Consider the following 16,927-nt stretch of genomic DNA (forward strand, 5'->3'; position numbering starts at 1 on the left):
GGTCCAACTTTTACGTTGGCCTCTTATTTTTTTGCTTAACGCGTCATTTTCTTTCGATCCGGACATCTTCATCCAAATGAGGGCTTAAGGGCATCTCCCACTGATGGTGGTCAGTGTGCAGGTAGCGCTCCGCTTTTTCTGACAGGGGCTCGCCTAAAAATTCCCGGTACAGCCGCTGAATCTCCGGATTTTCGTGAGAGAATCGAATATTGGCCATGCGGTCCAAATTGTGCAGACGCCGTCCCCGAATCGCCGCCAATTCTTCGCCGTCGTGGATCGGCTGGCCGCCGCCGCCAACACAGCCGCCCGGGCAGGCCATGACTTCGACGAAATCGTAATGCACTTCGCCGCGCCTGAGGGCCCGAATGAGCTGCCGAGTATTGGCCAGGCCGCTAACCACCGCCGTGCGCACCGGGATGCCGGCGAAATCGTAAGCCGCCTCGCCCCAAGGATGGGCCTCTGTGCGGCACACCGTCTTAAAGGTGTCGGGACTGGGGGTCTCCCCTGCCGCCAGATAATAGCCCGTGCGCAGGGCCGCTTCCATCACGCCGCCGGTCGTGCCAAAGATCACGCCGGCGCCGGTGCTGACACCCAGAGGCGAATCGAAAGGCTCTTCCGGCAGGTTCGCGACGTCCAGATTCTGTGCGCGGATCATCGCGATCATTTCCCGGGTCGTCAGGGTGACGTCCAGATCCTGGCCGGCCCCGGCGTCGTTGAGACTTGGAATGGCTATTTCCGACTTCTTCGCCAGGCAAGGCATGACCGAAATCGAAAAGATCTTGTCGGCCGGCACGCCGATTTTGTCGGCGAAATAGGTTTTGGTCATCGTCGCCTGCATCCCCTGCGGCGACTTCGAGGTCGACAAATCGTCCACCATATCCGGGTATTGCGACTTCAAAAACCGCACCCATCCCGGGCAGCAGGAGGTGAACATCGGGTAGCGGTGTTTTTGGCCGTCGGTCATCCGTTTCAAAAATTCCGAGGCTTCTTCCATGACCGTCAGGTCCGCCCCGAAATTGGTGTCAAAAACGAAATTGAAGCCGCAGCGGCGCAGCGCCGCCGCAAGGCGCCCCGGTGTCGCCCGCTCCCTGGAGAGGTTCAGCCCCTCGCCCCAGGCGGCCCGCACCGCCGGCGCCACCTGCACAACGGTCACAATGTCCGGATTGTTGATGGCCTTTTCCCACGGATAGACCCGTTTGCGGTCCTGTCTGCCGTGGAGGGCGCCGGTGGGGCAATGGGTCACGCACTGGCCGCAGACCGTGCAGTCTGCGTTTTCAATATGGCGCCCGCCGGAAACGTTCACGGTGGTGCGTCCGCCAGAGCGCACCAAGTCCCAGACGCCGAGGCTTTGAATCTTGTCGCAAATCTGCACGCAGCGCAGGCATTTGATGCATTTGGATTCCTCTCGGATGAGCGGGAAATCCTGGGGCCATTTATTTTCCGGCACTTCCTTGTGGTACAGGCTTTCCTCGATGCCCAGATCGAAGCAGGCCTGCTGCAGGGCGCAATTGCCGTTTCGCGGGCACGTCGTGCAGTGGCTGTCGTGCTGGGATAAAATCAGCTGCAGGTTAATGCGTCTGGCCTCCTGCACCCGCGGCGAATTCGTGTATATGACCATGCCCGGGTAGACTTTGTTGTTGCAGGCCGTAATCAGCCGCTCTTCTCCTTCTACTTCGACGACGCAGACCCGGCAGGCGCCGATCTCGTTAATATCCTTTAAGAAGCAAAGGTGGGGCAGCGGCCAGCCTGTCTTTTCACAGGCTTCCATGATGCTGATATCTGACGGAATCTGATAGACGAATCCGTTGATGGTCACGCGGATTACCATTGTGCATTCCTCCCTCCACGCAGCGTACTGATGCCGAAGTGATCACAGCGCAGGCAACGCGCCGATTCCTGATCCGCTTCCTGACAGGTCATGCCGGTTTCCACCGGCTCAAAGTCCAGACGCCGGCTGTTGGCATTTCTAAACCGCAAATTGACACGGCCGCAGGCCGGATGGTCGATCAGCGCCGGTTCTGGAATGTCGACGTCCACTGAAATGATGTGGTTGTATCCCAGATAATTGTCGATATTTGCCGCGGCCACCTTCCCGGCGCCCACAGCCTTGATAACCGTCGCCGGCCCGGTAACACAGTCCCCGCCGGCGAAAACGCCGGGAACTTCTTTGACTTTGCCGCTGTCGCCGGTCACCACGGAGCCCCAGTGAACGGGGATGCCGTTGTTTTCCAGGTGTTTCGAATCGATTTGCTGGCCGATGGCGACGATGACCACATCACAGGGAATCGCCACGTCGTCGCCGTCTGCCGCTTCCGGCCGCGGACGGCCGCCGCTGTCGATTTTGCCGATGATTTTTGGCTCAGCGAGGAAAGCTCTGACCTGGCCTTCTTCGTCTCTGAGCACGGCCTTCGGCGCGTGCAGCTCGAGAATCTGAATCCCTTCGGCTTCGGCGCCTTCAATTTCTTCAGATAAGGCTGTCATGTCCGCCTTGCGTCTGCGGTAGACGACGCTGACTTCCGACGCGCCGAGACGGATCGCTGTCCGGCTGACGTCCATCGCGACGTTGCCGCCGCCGACGACCACCACTTTCCGGCCACTCAAATCGTGGGGGTGTCCTTCACCAATATCCCGGAGCAGCTTAACCGCTGAGACGACGCCCGGACCGTCCTCCCCGTCGATGCCGATTTTCCGATCTTCGTGGGCGCCGATGGCAATGTACACCGCATCGTAGTCCTTCCGCAGAGTTGCAATGCTCACATCCCCGTCGCCGTCGCCGATGCCGATCCCCAATTTCACGTCGATGCCAGTGGAAAGGATCATATCCAGGTCCTTATCCAGCGCTTCTTCCGACAAACGGAACCGCGGAATGCCAAACCGGAGCATGCCGCCCAGCTGGCTGCGCTTTTCGTAAACCGTCACGCTGTGGCCCATGAGCCTTAAAAAATACGCTGCGGTTAATCCGCTCGGGCCGCCGCCGACGATGGCCACCCGCTTGCCCGTATCGGGCTGGGGTGCCGGCGCCGGCACGACGCCGGCTTGTTCGTCGGCAAAACGCTTGAGCCCTCTGATATTGATGGATTGGTCGATCATGTTCCTGCGGCACCGCGCCTCGCAGGGGTGCTCGCAGACAATGCCGCAGGTCGAACAAAACGGGTTATCCTTGCGCACCAGGCGTACGGCATCGGCGTATCGCCCGGCTCGCACCAGCGCAATGTAGCCTGGAATATCGACGCCCGCCGGGCACAGCGCCACACAGGGCACCGGCTGCTCCAGCTGCTCGATACAGCGGTCCCATTTGACATGCCCTTCAAAATCGTCCCGAAAGCTGTCGAGACACTGTAGGATCATGTGCGCCGCCTCGTAGCCGATGGCGCAGTCCGCCGTTTCGTAGACCACCCGCGCCGTCTGTTCCAGCACGTCAATGCTTTCGAGGCTGCCCTTGCCGTCGAGAATATCGTCCATGATGTGCACCATCTGGCCGATGCCGATCCGGCAGGGGACGCACTTGCCGCAGGTCTGGGCGTGGCACATTCTCAAAAATGCCGCCGAAATGTCGACCGGGCAGAGCCCCGGCGGACTCGCAATAATCCGCTGCTCTAAATTGCTGTACAAATGCTCAACCACCTGCTGCGCACGACTCTGCGTCGACGTTCTTAGTCTGGCCATTCGTCGATTCCTCACTTTCTTATTATTTCTCTGATGCTGTCCGTTTACTTTTTTGTGTGAAAAAAAGAGCCCGCAAGGTAATTTTACGGACTCCATTGTTCTCAATTGGAGCGGGTAAAGAGAATCGAACTCTCGCGACTGGCTTGGGAAGCCAGGGCTCTACCACTGAGCTATACCCGCTTTCGAATCAACAACGTTATTCTAGCAAAAAGTGCAGCGTTTGTAAAGCCTTAATTTTTCTCTTGTCTGTATGCCATACAATTTAGGCATTCTGCACGTCGACCCAGCCAACGATTTCGTCCGCGCGGTCAACGATGGTCGATGCTCCCCGGGCCTTTAAAAATTCAATTGAACGAAATCCCCAGCTCACGGCGATACAGGGCAGTCCGGCGTTCTTCGCGGTCATGAGGTCGACTTCCGAATCGCCGACGTACACCGCATTTTCCTTCGAGGTTTTCAAATCTTTCAGCGCCTTGTCCGTCATGTCCGGCGCCGGTTTCCGGCGCACACCGCTCTGCTCGCCGACGGCTAAATCGAAACAACCCGGAAAAATTTCCCGGGCCAGAGTCTGCACGGCGAAGTCCGGTTTATTGGAGACCACCGCCGTCAGAATGCCCCGCTTTCGCAAGGCGGCGATACATTCGGGGATGCCCGGGTAAGGGCCGGTGTGATCGTTGCAGTGTTTCGCGTAGTGCGGCGCAAAAATTTCGCGGACCCGTTCGACTTCCGGGTCGTCCTCCGGCACGTCGGGCTGCCCTTCTGCCGCCAGCGCCCGGCTGATCGCAACACGGATGCCGCTGCCGAAGAAGTGCTTCACGTCCTCCGCTACGTAATCGTGACGGTGCCCGGTCTGTCCCAGGGCGTAGTTCAAGGAGCCCGTCAAATCTTCAAGGGTATTCAAAATGGTGCCATCCATATCAAAAATTACGGCTTGTATCTGGTCTCGCATGTTTTCTCCTTTGATCGCTGATAAATGGTTAATTTTGAGTTGATATTGATCGGCCCTATTATACTACTTTTTTCGGTTAATGAACAATTCTTTACAGGATGATTTCAAAAGGTTGTGTTAAACTATTTTTGAATAATGGAGGCATTTTATGCGTAAAATGGTTATGATGGGCCGTTCGGAATGTGGCAAGACCACATTGAAACAGGCCCTTAAAGGAAAAAAGCTGCAATACGAAAAAACCCAGGCGGTCAATTATTTTGACATTATCATCGACACGCCCGGCGAATACGCCCAGTGCACCGATTTGGCGCGCGCCCTGGCGCTGTACGCTTACGAAGCGGATTACGTCGCCCTGCTGATGGCCGCCGATGAACCCTACTCGCTGTACCCGCCGAGCTGCGCAGGCGTCAGCTCCCGCCCGGTCATCGGAATCATCACCCAAATCGACAAGCCGGAGGCGGACATCGACCGCGCCCAGTATTGGCTGCGCCTCGCCGGCGCCAATCCGATTTTCCCGGTTTCTTCATACGAAGGCACCGGACTTTGGGATTTGTTGACCTTCTTGAAAGATCCGGACGATCATTTCCCGTTCACCAAGGAAGAGTTGGAAACGCCCCGCGAGGTGCTGACCACCAAATACGAAGCGGTTGAAATCGGCTCTCAGATCGAAGACATGGGCCATACCGACTTCCTCGACATCAACGACAACCTGATCGTCTCAGCCAACAAAGCGGGTTCCCTCAAAAACAACGTCAACAACATGCACAATCAGGCGCGGTAAATTGCAGGCACGCAAAAAGGCAGATACACGAGTGTATCTGCCTTATTTTTTTGCGTTTTATTCGGTTTTGGTAAGAGTGCCGGCCAGATGGTCGATGAACTGCTGGGCCGTTCTGCCGGAGAAGCCACCGTGCTGCATTTCCCAAACCCGCGCCTGACTGAGCAGCTCGTCGCGGTCCAGGGTAATGCCGGGGCAGCGCGCTGCCAGCGCTTCGACGATAGCCTGATATTCCTTCTGGGAAGGCTTGAAATAGCCGATGCGCACGCCGAAACGGTTGGCCAGAGACAGCTTCTCCTGAACGGTGTCGTTGCGGTGAATATCTTCGCTGTCCTGATCGGCCCGATCGGACCAGGTTTCCCGGATCAGATGTCTGCGGTTGGAGGTCGCGTAGATCAGCACGTTGTCCGGCCGCGGCTCCAGTCCCCCTTCGATGACGGCCTTCAAATATTTGTATTCCGTCTCGAATTCTTCAAAGGACAAATCGTCCATATAAATGATGAAACGGTAGTTGCGGTTTTTCACGGCTGCGATGATCTGGGACAGCTTCTTGAACTGATGCTTGTAGATTTCGATCATCCGAAGACCCGCGTCGTAATACTGATTTAAAATGGCCTTGATGCTCGTGGATTTGCCGGTGCCGGCGTCGCCGTAGAGCAGCACGTTGTTGGCCGGCTTCCCCGAAATAAACGCTTCGGTGTTTTCGACAAGCTCATGCTTCTGAATATCGTAGCCGATCAAATCGTCGAGCACCACGCCGCTGGTGTTGGTGATCGGGATCAGCAGCTCGCCTTCTTCGTCGTCGTTGACGCGGAAGGCCTTGTTGAGCCCCAGCTTGCCCACGCCGTAAGCGCGGTAAAACTCGGCAACCACTTGGGTCATGTCGCCGACCGTTTTGGTCGCTTCAATCTGGTGAGAAAGGGCCTGCACCTTTTCGCTGACGCTCTGGTTGTAGAGCCGTTCCTGCTTGACGACGGCCTGGTAATGGGTGATCGTCGTGAAGCAGGTGATGTTCAGGTCCCCTTCGATTTTTGAGAAGTCGAAATCAAACAGCTGCTTGAAAATCGCGAAATCATTCTGCGCAAATTGGTTGACCGAGCCGTCGAGCACGCCGACCTTTTCTGAAACGAGGGTAAAGGGCGTTTCCGTCGTCGCCAGCAGAAACGCGAGGTAGTTGTGCCACAGGTTGTCGTTAAAACCGTACTTCGTCGCCAGATCAAGGAGACGGTGAATCTGCGTCAGGATGTCGGCAGTCAGCGTTTCCGGCGAGGATTCGTCGTGTTCCCAGCGGCGGAAGATGTCAGACAGCTGCATTAAAATGCTGTTGGGGTCGATGTTGCGGTAAATGATGAGTTGGGATGTTAATCGGTACATAAATTTCTCCAAAGGTAATCGTAAATTTTGCCCCATTATATCACAAATGAGCACGAAAAAAAGACCTGAGCGGTCTCAGATCTTTTCAGTACAAATTCGATTTGATTATTTCACCTTCATGCGCTTGAATTTCAGGCCGACAAAAAAATCGATCGCGCCCTGAATTTCTGACGCACTCGGATGGCCCTTGCCCGTTCCGCCGAAAAGCTTAAAGGGACCAAAGGTGTTGTACCCTTTGCAGCCGTATTCCCCCGAGTACAGGCAGCGAGATTCCTCTACGATATTTTTGATTTCGTTGGTATAACCCGATCGCGGCATGCCGTAGGTATAGAGTGCAAAAACGCGCTGCCCTTCGCACAGATTGGCTTTGATGTAACGAACCAACGGTTTTCCAAAATGGCCGGCATAAATCCCGGACGCAACGCCGACGACGGCGTATTGCGACAAATCCGCCGGCTTTTCCTTTGTGATGTCAATGACGTCGATATCGTCCTGTCCCATCGCGATGGCATCCACAAGCTTACGCGTGTTGCCGTGATGGGTTGAATAAACTAAAATCGCTATATTTTTCATGCTGAACCTTTCATTTTCTATTCCAATACTGAACATAGTATAGCACAAAATAAAAGGGTTAACAAAATCAAAAAAGTGTTAAATCCATTGGGCCATTCCTGCAAAAGCACACAACACACAGCCGATCGCAATCAATTGAAAGTAAGCTTTTTTTGTTTTGTTTCGAATCATACGCTTCATGATCAGCCTCCTGATTGTTGTTTTATTTATTTAACTTTAGATTAACACGTTTTGTTTGTTATGTCAAACAAAAAAGTGACCTGCTCATCAAACCGCGCCCCCGAAAACCGAGGGCCGGTTGATTTGCAGATCGCGCTGAACTATTTTTATACTGATTTTTGCTATTAACGGTAGGAATTGCCGCCGCAATTCCAGACACCGTAGGAGCTGCCCGCTCTGAAAGACTGATAGGGATGATTGCGCTTGCCGTTTTGCATGCAGTCGATGACGGCTTGCTTGACGTAACCCGGGTATTTCCCGCCGAGATAACGTTTGTACGGCCCGTCGAGATAAGCGGCAAACTGCCCCGGCGCTTTCAGCACCGACACCGCATCTCTGCCGCCCCATCGTCCGGAATCGACGCGGTTCATCACACAGGAAATGACCGCCAATGCGCCTTCGTAGCTGGAGTTGCATTCCGCCGCCACCACCGCGCAGATGAAATCCAGCTGGCTGCCCGGGTCGGCCGTACTGCCGCTCGTCGTCGACGCGGCTGTGGAGGTCGAGGCCGCGTATTGCTGGAGCTGTTTCTGTTCTTCTTCGAGCTTTTTATTGAAGGTGGCTTGCTGCGCCTGCACCTGCGCCTTTTGCTTGTTCAATTCTTCCTGCTGCGTCTTCAGATTCTGCTGGGTCTGCTCAACCTGTGCCTGCAGATTTTCGACGTTTTCCACGGTCTTCTGGTCGGCGTTGTTGATCGTGCGCACACTTTCAATCCGACTCAGGGTTTCCGTCAGACTGTCCGATGTAAACAGCGCGTTCAAGATGCCGTCGTTGCCGAACATGTACATGACCCGCGCCCGTTCGCCCATGTTTTTCTTCGCAGCCGCCAGCTCCGCCTTGGTCTTCTCGAGCTTCTGCGTGTTGTCGGCGATCTGCCGATTGTTTTGATCGATCTGGCTGTTGAGCTTGTTCATCTGCTCGCCGGCTGCCGTCAATTGTTTATTGAGGGCGTTGATCGACGCGGTCAGCTCCGAGGCGCTGGCTGCATGAACGGCTGCCGCCGGCGCAAGACTCGCAAGGCCCAAGGTCGCAATGAGCGCCAGGGCCGCAATTCGCGCCGCCATGTTGCTTTTTTTTCGAAATAAAATAATGGTTCACCTCAACATTCATTGAAATCACTGATTTTAGAATAAGTATAACAGCTTAGGCGATGTATCTCAAATTTATCTAAAAAGCACCTTAAAGCCGGACGAAAGCCCGACTCTAAGGTGCGAAAATTAACGATACGAGTTGCCGCCGCAGTTCCAGACGCCGTAAGTACTGCCGGAGCGGAAAGACTGGTACGGATGACTGCGCACGCCGCCGACCATACAGTCGACAACGGCTTTTTTAACGTAATCCGGATATTTGCCGCCAAGGTAGCGTTTGTACGGACCGTCGAGATAAGCGGCGAACTGCCCCGGCGCTTTCAGCACTGACACCGCATCCTTGCCGCCCCATCGGCCGGAGTCTACCCGGTTCATCACGCAGGAAATGACCGCCAGGGACCCTTCGTAGCTGGAGTTGCATTCCGCCGCCACCACCGCGCAGATGAAGTCCAGCTGATCGCCCGGATTCTGGGTCTGGTGATTGGCCGCGTATTCCTGCAGCTTCTTCTGTTCTTCTTTGAGCTTATTGTTGAGCTCATTCTGCTGGGCGGCCAACTGCCGGCGTTTTGTCTCAACTGCCTTCTGATCGGCCTTGGCCCGCTCCGCCGTTTCAACGTAGCTCGTCAACATGTCGGTATCGGCGCGGACGACGCTGCGCATATTGTCCAAATTGGAAAAGGTTTCGCCGATATTGTCGCTTCCAAACAGAAATTGCACGTAGCCGTCGTTGCCCATCATGTACATGGCGCGCATCCGCTGACCCATGGCTTGTTTTTTGGCCTTCAGCTGCGACTTGGCCTGAAGGTAATCGGCCGTCTTGTCAGCCAGTTCCTGATTGGTGGCGTTCATCTGCGTCCCAAGGGCGCCAATTTCGTCATTGAGCTTGGTAATGGATTCCGTCAGCGCGACGAAATCCGTATCTGCACGGACTGGAATGCCCGATATTGTAAAAAATAAGAGAGCGACAGCCAGACAGGCGCCCCATCTAAAAATATTTCTGCGCTTCAAAATGTTCTCCTGAATCGGCCGAATGCCGTATGATTGAAAAAATCTCGGGTTGCCTCGAGATGTGGTAAAGTTTTCATGATTTGTTTTATTTTAACACGGATTGAAATCCTTGGCAAATCTGCTGATCTCCTCTAATTTATGGTAACTTTTTTCAACATCCCTTTCTTTTTGTGATAAGATTATGAAAAAATACATTTTGGAGGCATCATCATGACCAAACCCCTAACCATTGAAGCTTTCGAAGAAGCGAGCGAACGGGTCAAGGACGTCACCTTACCGACCGAGCTCGTTTATTCTGATTATTACAGCCAGAGCAACGGCGCAAAGGTGTATTTAAAACCTGAAAACATGCAGCGCACCGGCGCGTACAAGGTGCGCGGCGCTTATTACAAGATCTCAACCATGGCGCCGAAGGACCGCGAAAAGGGTCTGATCACCGCGTCGGCCGGCAACCACGCCCAGGGCGTCGCCTACGCGGCGAAAAAATTCGGCGTCAAAGCTGTGATCGTCATGCCGACGACGACACCGCTCATTAAAGTCAACCGCACCAAAGCCCTCGGCGCTGAAGTTGTGCTCCACGGCGACGTTTACGACGAAGCCTGCGATCATGCCCTCAAACTCGCTGACGAAAAGGGCTACACCTTTATCCACCCCTTTGACGATCCGACCGTCGCCACCGGGCAGGGCACTATCGCCATGGAAATCATCAAGGATCTGCCCCTCATTGACCTGATCCTCGTACCGGTGGGCGGCGGCGGCCTGGCCACCGGTGTGTCCACCCTGACGAAACTTTTAAATCCGAAGGTTAAAGTCATCGGCGTCGAACCGGAAGGCGCGGCCTGCCTGACCGCCTCCTTTAAAAATCACAAGGTCACCACTGTTGAACACATCAACACCATCGCTGACGGGACTGCGGTGCAAACGCCGGGCAAAATCATTTTCCCCTATCTGGAAAAATACTTAGACGATGTCATCACCGTGCCCGACGCAGAACTGGTACAGGCCTTCCTCGACATGGTTGAAAACCACAAAATGGTCGTCGAAAACTCGGGGCTGTTGTCTGTCGCCGCCCTCAGCCACTTAGATGTCAAGGGCAAACGCGTCGCCTGTGTGCTCTCCGGCGGCAATATGGACGTCATCACCATGTCGTCAGTCGTCCGCCAGGGGCTGATCCTGCGCGACCGTATCTTTACGGTCTCCGTCCTGCTGCCTGACCGTCCGGGCGAATTGACCCGCGTCTCCTCGGTTATCGCGAAAACCGGCGGCAACGTCGTCCGGCTCGAACACAATCAATTCGTGTCCATCAACCGACAGGACGCCGTGGAACTGAAGATCACAATGGAATCCTTCGGCACTGAGCATAAACATCAAATCATCGAATCCTTAACTAAAAATGGGTTCGCTCCGAAAGTCGTACCGACACTGTTGTCTTAAACGCAAAACCCCCGCTGCGCAATCCGCAGCGGGGGTTTTTGTTAAATCTCAATTTGTTCTCTTTTTTAAATATTTAGGCAAAAAATCCGGCCGAGTGAAACGCCCAGTCGGATTTTTATTTGATCTTATTGATTAATATCTTGGTACACCATATCCGAAAATCGAACTGGCCTTTGCGTTGACGTAGCGGCTCTTCACTTGATCTCTGTAATTGCCTTCCACGGTTGTAATCTTGCCATTTTGACAATTGACAACCAGGCCAACGTGGTCGACAACGCTATCGTAATTCCAATCGTAGTAAACCAAGTCCCCTGCTCGCGGAATATAATGGTCCTTCCACTGCCAGGCATTGTGGTTTTGATACCACTGCACCCCAGTTGGCGTGTAGGCGTGATAACAATATACGCTGGAAGGAATGCCGGCCTGCGCGCCGCACCAGGAGACAAACATCGCGCACCACGGCCCGTGTTCAAAGGATTGATTGTGAACCAGGCTGGCGTACCAGACGCCGTACTTCGTGTAATTGTTCGGGCCTTCATGAGTTCCTAGTTGGCTTTCCGCAATATCCACAACGAGCTTGCGTTCCGTCCATTTGAACTTACTTCCGTCAACTTTTTCAATTTTGAAAAGCTGCGCGTTCGTCCCATTTGCCGTGTACAAATCAAGGTTAGTATTTTCTTCTGACGAATTGCCGAACACATCCAAAACGCGCGTCGTCGAATTTTCAGGCATCAGTATATATGTTCCATTGCCCTTCCCTTTAACGACAAATTTTTGCGCAGCAGAACGGTTTTTCCAGTAAATCTGCACATTTGTCCCATCGGCATCGGCGCCGCCCGCAATGTCCAATGCACAATCCGGATTAGACAGAGGGCTTAACGTGTAAGAATGATCGACATTGCGCACGAACGTCCAGGCGCGCGTCTTTGTATAATTCGGGACCCACATCGCGACATTGTTATTTGACACAGCCAGGACTTTTCCATTGACATTTTTGACCATCGCGGTAAAACTATCTCCAAGATTGTCACTTTCCGTAACGGGCCTGTCACTTTTTGCAATCGTCCACTTCTGCGCAGATGTGCCATTGCTGTTGTAAACTTGAATATTGGCTCCGCTGGCTTGACTCCCTCCAGACACATCAAGCATCAGACCTGAACCGCGATTTTTAAACCCGACCTTGTCGCCGTATTGCGTCACAATCCATTTCTGGGCGTCTGTGCCGTTGGCTGCATATTGCCAGACATTTGTACCGCTCCGACTGCTGCCGCCAGCGACATCCAACACTTTTCCGCTTTGCGCGTTTTTAACAGTATAGCTTCCATCGCCGTTTCGAACAATATCAAATTTCTGCGCAGCTGTCTCATTGTACTGATAACATTGAATATTTGCCCCGTTGCGATCGCTCCCTCCGGAGACATCAACCACTGTATTATCGGTATATGACGGGCAAAGCATGGCACCTTTCGCACCAAAATTAGGCACTTGACCTTTACTCACCAATGTCCATTTTTGCGCATTGGTTCCATTTTTTTCATAGATTTGAACATTCGCGCCGTTTTGTTGGCTGCCGCCGGATACATCCAAACTCTTATTTACTGCACAGCTCGGACTAAATGTCACCGTACCGTCACCATTTGAAGTGACTGTCCAATGCTGAGCTTTCGTATGATTGGGATCGTATTGTTGAACATTTGTGCCGTTGGCACTGCCTGCACCTGCTACATCCAGCGCCCTGCATCCAACAGCTGTATAAATGACGTACGTCCCGTCGCTATTTTTGACAAAACGGAACCGCTGCGCTTCTGTCCCATTGGAAGCATAAAGCTGCGAATTGGCACCATTCGCGACATTGCCGCCACAAATATCGAGCACTTTGTTGTTGCCAACAGCAGAGCGAATCTCATAATACTGTGCCGGGTCAATCGCCGTATTTCTATTTTCAGTATTCTGCTGAGCCGAAGCAACGACTTGCGCCCCCGTATTGTTCTGATTTCCCTCCGTCCCCTTTTGAGTCTGGGATGCTTCCTGCTGAACAGACGGTGTTGACGCACTTCCGCTGCTTTCTGCCGCAGGCACTGCCCAGGCACATGGCGTCACCGCCAGCAAAGCGGTCACAACTGCGGCAATGCAGCCTTTGCTGATCTTTTGCTTTTTTGAAATAATTTTGACCATCCTTTCTATCCGCGTGATTATCAAATTTCACATTTCTTAAATTAATCTAAAAATATCATACCATACTTTTCATCGAGTAACAAATAATTATACGAGCGAAATACGTGAGATACTGCATAACTGTTATCTTGATCGCCTTGTCTTTTCCGCACAAAAAAAACCCGAAGCGTGCGCCTCGGGCGATGGTTTAACGGTATTGGATTTAAACCGCATCACTTCCAATTGATTATTTAATTTAAAATAAATCGCTATGTGTTCCTGTTCGCATGAGCAACAAGATCAATAATTCATTTTAAATAATAAAAAACCCAAAGTTTGACACTTCGGGTTTTGCCTTCAATGGTGATCCCTACTGGGCTTGAACCAGCGACCTCTACCGTGTGAAGGTAGCGCTCTTCCAGCTGAGCTAAGGGATCAACTTGATTAAGCATAACTTTTTATCAAAAGATTGTCAAGAGGGATTTGCATATTTTATTGTGTGACTCTCTATCTTTTCTCGTTATCTTCTTAATTTATTATTGACTGCTGTTTCTGTTTTTGGGTCCGCCTTAAAATGATCGCCAATGTTTTGGATCCCCTGCATCAAAATACTGCCAATGACATCGACCATCTCTTCGGGCGTCCGGTCAGGATCCTCTGACAGCCACTTGCGCAGCATGCCCATGCTTCCTGAAACAACAAAAGCGTACCCATAGTCAAAAATCTTTTCGGAGTTCGCGCCTTCAGCCACGTGCGGGTCAAAATGAATCAAGTCGTTGATGCAGCGCAGCCGCAGCATTTCCTGAATACTCTGCACAAATTTCGGATCGCCGTTTGGTCCGAGAAGCGCCAGCGTCAAATCCGCATTCTGGCGCAGCAAGGTAAAAATATCCACGAGCCGCGCTTTAATATCCTCCGGCGAATCCGGCGCTTCGTGGGTTTCAAAGATGTGTCTGAATTCTTCGTACAGTTCCTCTTCCAGGTGATCCTGCATGTCGTAAATATCGCGGTAATACTGGTAAAAAGTGCCGCGATTGATGTGAATGCGTTCGGACAACTCCTTGACTCGAATATCGCGAATCGGCTTTTCATTTAAAAGTTCCGTAAAGGCCTGCCGCATCGCCGCTTTGGTCTTAATCACCCGGCGGTCCATTTTATCTTGATTTTTTCTGATTCTTCTGTTTTTTCCGTAAGCAGCACTCATTTTTCAATCCTTGTTCATTGATGACTAAAAAAATTTACACTTTCTTAATATTTGTTTATTGATTTTTTTCTCAATAACAGTATAATAGGACTGTAAAAAATAGTCAACACTTGTATGGTTATCTTTCAAATGTTGACACTGCATTCATTCCATTTTCATCATAACAGACAATATAGAAAGGAAATCATTCATGGAAGCATTTGGCAAAAAAGTGGTCCAGCTCCGCTTCGTGATCCTGGCTGCTGCCCTTTTGCTTTTGATTCCATCGATCATCGGATACAACAACACGCGCATCAACTACGACGTGCTGACCTATCTGCCCGACTCGATCGATACGATCAAAGGTCAAAACATCTTAAAAGATGATTTCGGCACCGGCGGCTTCTCCCTTGTCATTTTCGAGGGCATGAGCGATCAGGAAATTGCTAAAACCGAAGCGAAATTCAAGCAAATCGACCACGTCAAAAATGTAATCTGGTACGACGACCTCGCAGATCTGACCATTCCAAAGGAAATGATCCCGAGCGACATTTACAAAGCCTTCAACAGCGGCGACGCGACGCTGATGGCCGTCTTCTTCGACACCTCGACCTCATCGGACGAAACGATGAACGCCATCACACAGATGCGCAAGGTCGCGAAAAAACAATGCTATGTCTCCGGCATGTCGGCCATGGTAACCGATTTGAAGAATCTGACCGAACAGGAAGAACCGACCTACGTCGGGCTGGCGGTGCTGCTCTCCTGTGTCGCGATGATGATCTTCATGGATTCCTACGTCGTGCCGCTGATCTTCCTCGCGAATATCGGCATTGCAATCATCTGGAATCTCGGAAGCAATTTCTTCTTCGGCGAGATCTCATTCATCACCCAGGCTTTAGCAGCGGTGCTCCAGCTGGCGGTCACCATGGACTATTCGATTTTCCTCTGGCACAGCTTCGAGGAGCAAATCTCACTTTTCCCTGATGATCCCAAAAAAGCCATGGCCAAGGCCATCGCCGCAACGGTCACTTCAGTTACCGGTTCGTCAATTACGACGGTCGCCGGATTTATCGCAATGTGTTTCATGACCTTCCGCCTCGGTCTCGACCTCGGGGTAGTCATGGCGAAGGGCGTTATCCTCGGCGTCATCTCCTGTATCACAGTGCTGCCGGCACTGATCCTGATCTTCCGGAAACTCATCGAAAAGACGCGTCACCGCAATGTCCTGCCGGATATGCACAAACTGGCCCATTACATCATCGATCACCGAGTGATCTTTATCATTGTCTTTATCGTCGTTTGGTTCCCAGCCAGCTACGGCTACAACCACCTCCAGACTTATTACGACATGGGTTCTCGACTGCCGAAAACACTGGAATATTCCGTCGCCCGCGACAAGATGGACAAAGAATTTAAGACTGGCGCGACCCACATGATTCTCGCGAAAAAAGATCTTTCCACCCGCGACGCCCACGACATGATCGACGGCATCAGCGACATCAAGGGCGTCAAAAACGTCATCGCGATGGATTCCTTCGTCGGCGCGATGGTCCCGAAGGAAATGATTCCGGACAGCATCAAAGACCAGCTCCAAAGTGGAAAATACCAGCTGATGATCATCAACTCCCAATATCAAACCGGGACGCCGAAGGTCAACGCGCAAATCACGCGGATCAACCGTGTCATGAAACACTACGACAAATCGGCCCTGCTCATCGGCGAAGCGCCCTGCACCAAGGACTTGATCACCATCGCCAACCACGATTTCAATGTCGTTAACGCGGTATCGATCGCGATGATTTTCATCATCATCGCCCTGGTGCTCCAGTCTATTACGCTGCCGATCATCCTCGTCGCGGTCATCGAATTCGCGATCTTCATCAACCTCGGCATTCCGTTCTACACCCACACAACCCTGGTCTTCATCGCCTCGATCTGTATCTCGACGATTCAGCTCGGCGCCACCGTCGACTACGCCATCCTGATGACAACGCGGTACAAGACTGAGCGCTTCGGCGGAAAAAACAAGCACGACGCCATCGAAACCGCATTGGCTTTCGCCATCCCATCGGTCATTGTTTCGGCGGCCAGCTTCTTTGCGGCAACTTTCGGTGTGGCGCTGTATTCGAATATCGATATCATCTCCTCACTGTGTACCCTGCTGGCTCGCGGCGCGCTCATCTCGATGCTCTCGGTTATCTTCATTCTGCCGTCCCTTTTGATGATTTTCGACGGCGTCATCATCAGAACATCCAAAGGTTTCATCAACAAAGAAAAAGTCGGCCTCGGCATGCGCAAAGCGAAGGCTGGCAACGAAACCCAGGTATTCTCCGATATTGAAAGCCTGCCTGCACACGCCAGCGTTCAAGCTGAAGCAGACGCGCCCCATCAGCCCTCAACGGATTCGGATCAAAAGGCTTCGTCCGATGATCGCAAAGATCCTGACGACGATACCCGAATTTTTGATCCCCATGCATTTAAAAAATAAAAAGAAAGGA

The 16,927-nt window shown here is 52.5% G+C and carries 12 protein-coding genes and 2 tRNA genes; 3 read left to right on the forward strand and 11 right to left on the reverse strand.

All coding sequences use genetic code 11. From position 1 onward, the window contains the following. Nucleotides 1–43 precede the first annotated feature (43 nt). The 4 genes from FYJ52_RS02260 to FYJ52_RS02275 all read right to left on the reverse strand — a co-directional run bounded on the left by FYJ52_RS02260 (nucleotide 44) and on the right by FYJ52_RS02275 (nucleotide 4,615). Nucleotides 44–1,828 carry a [FeFe] hydrogenase, group A gene (locus tag FYJ52_RS02260; RefSeq protein ID WP_154575637.1) on the reverse strand — a complete coding sequence of 595 codons (1,785 nt, stop codon included), beginning with the start codon at nucleotides 1,826–1,828 and terminating at the stop codon, nucleotides 44–46. After that, on the reverse strand, nucleotides 1,822–3,666 hold the full coding sequence (locus FYJ52_RS02265; protein WP_154575638.1) for an NAD(P)-binding protein: 1,845 nt from the start codon (nucleotides 3,664–3,666) through the stop codon (nucleotides 1,822–1,824). The genes FYJ52_RS02260 and FYJ52_RS02265 overlap by 7 nt, the downstream gene beginning before the upstream one ends. A 106-nt stretch (nucleotides 3,667–3,772) precedes the next feature. Next, nucleotides 3,773–3,846, reverse strand: a tRNA-Gly gene (locus tag FYJ52_RS02270). A gap of 82 nt (nucleotides 3,847–3,928) precedes the next feature. Further along, a complete protein-coding gene (locus FYJ52_RS02275; protein WP_154575639.1) occupies nucleotides 3,929–4,615 on the reverse strand; it encodes an HAD family hydrolase in 687 nt (228 codons plus the stop codon). A 148-nt stretch (nucleotides 4,616–4,763) separates the two neighbouring features. Here FYJ52_RS02275 and FYJ52_RS02280 point away from each other — a divergent pair, with 148 nt between their 5' ends. Further along, nucleotides 4,764–5,396 (forward strand): EutP/PduV family microcompartment system protein, encoded by a 633-nt coding sequence (locus tag FYJ52_RS02280; RefSeq protein WP_154575640.1) that lies wholly within the window; start codon nucleotides 4,764–4,766, stop codon nucleotides 5,394–5,396. 57 nt (nucleotides 5,397–5,453) lie between these two features. Here the strand turns inward: FYJ52_RS02280 and FYJ52_RS02285 are convergent, their stop codons facing one another. The 4 genes from FYJ52_RS02285 to FYJ52_RS02300 all read right to left on the reverse strand — a co-directional run bounded on the left by FYJ52_RS02285 (nucleotide 5,454) and on the right by FYJ52_RS02300 (nucleotide 9,655). Next, the gene (locus tag FYJ52_RS02285) at nucleotides 5,454–6,767 is read right to left on the reverse strand and encodes an ATP-binding protein (protein ID WP_154575641.1); all 1,314 of its coding nucleotides are present in this window, start codon (nucleotides 6,765–6,767) and stop codon (nucleotides 5,454–5,456) included. 105 nt (nucleotides 6,768–6,872) lie between these two features. Further along, nucleotides 6,873–7,340: a flavodoxin domain-containing protein gene (locus FYJ52_RS02290; protein WP_154575642.1), complete on the reverse strand. Its 468-nt coding sequence runs from the start codon at nucleotides 7,338–7,340 to the stop codon at nucleotides 6,873–6,875. A gap of 344 nt (nucleotides 7,341–7,684) precedes the next feature. Next, a complete protein-coding gene (locus tag FYJ52_RS02295; RefSeq protein WP_235901495.1) occupies nucleotides 7,685–8,623 on the reverse strand; it encodes a PcsB-like coiled-coil domain-containing protein in 939 nt (312 codons plus the stop codon). Between the two features lie 153 nt (nucleotides 8,624–8,776). Further along, on the reverse strand, nucleotides 8,777–9,655 hold the full coding sequence (locus FYJ52_RS02300; RefSeq protein WP_235901497.1) for a PcsB-like coiled-coil domain-containing protein: 879 nt from the start codon (nucleotides 9,653–9,655) through the stop codon (nucleotides 8,777–8,779). Between the two features lie 210 nt (nucleotides 9,656–9,865). Between FYJ52_RS02300 and ilvA the strand changes: the two genes are divergently transcribed. After that, nucleotides 9,866–11,089 carry a threonine ammonia-lyase gene (ilvA, locus tag FYJ52_RS02305; RefSeq protein ID WP_154575643.1) on the forward strand — a complete coding sequence of 408 codons (1,224 nt, stop codon included), beginning with the start codon at nucleotides 9,866–9,868 and terminating at the stop codon, nucleotides 11,087–11,089. A 132-nt stretch (nucleotides 11,090–11,221) separates the two neighbouring features. Here ilvA and FYJ52_RS02310 read toward each other — a convergent pair whose 3' ends face one another. From FYJ52_RS02310 to FYJ52_RS02320, 3 genes are all read right to left on the reverse strand, one after another. After that, entirely contained in the window at nucleotides 11,222–13,264 is a 2,043-nt protein-coding gene (locus tag FYJ52_RS02310) for an RICIN domain-containing protein (protein WP_154575644.1), read from the reverse strand. A 340-nt stretch (nucleotides 13,265–13,604) separates the two neighbouring features. Then, nucleotides 13,605–13,680: transfer RNA gene (locus FYJ52_RS02315), tRNA-Val, on the reverse strand. A gap of 83 nt (nucleotides 13,681–13,763) precedes the next feature. Beyond that, nucleotides 13,764–14,447, reverse strand: a complete 684-nt coding sequence (locus FYJ52_RS02320; RefSeq protein ID WP_154575645.1) for a TetR/AcrR family transcriptional regulator — start codon at nucleotides 14,445–14,447, stop codon at nucleotides 13,764–13,766. Between the two features lie 190 nt (nucleotides 14,448–14,637). Between FYJ52_RS02320 and FYJ52_RS02325 the strand changes: the two genes are divergently transcribed. Next, nucleotides 14,638–16,917: an efflux RND transporter permease subunit gene (locus tag FYJ52_RS02325; RefSeq protein WP_154575646.1), complete on the forward strand. Its 2,280-nt coding sequence runs from the start codon at nucleotides 14,638–14,640 to the stop codon at nucleotides 16,915–16,917. Nucleotides 16,918–16,927 lie beyond the last annotated feature (10 nt).

Source organism: Pseudoramibacter porci, assembly GCF_009696145.1.
Lineage (GTDB): Bacteria > Bacillota > Clostridia > Eubacteriales > Eubacteriaceae > Pseudoramibacter > Pseudoramibacter porci.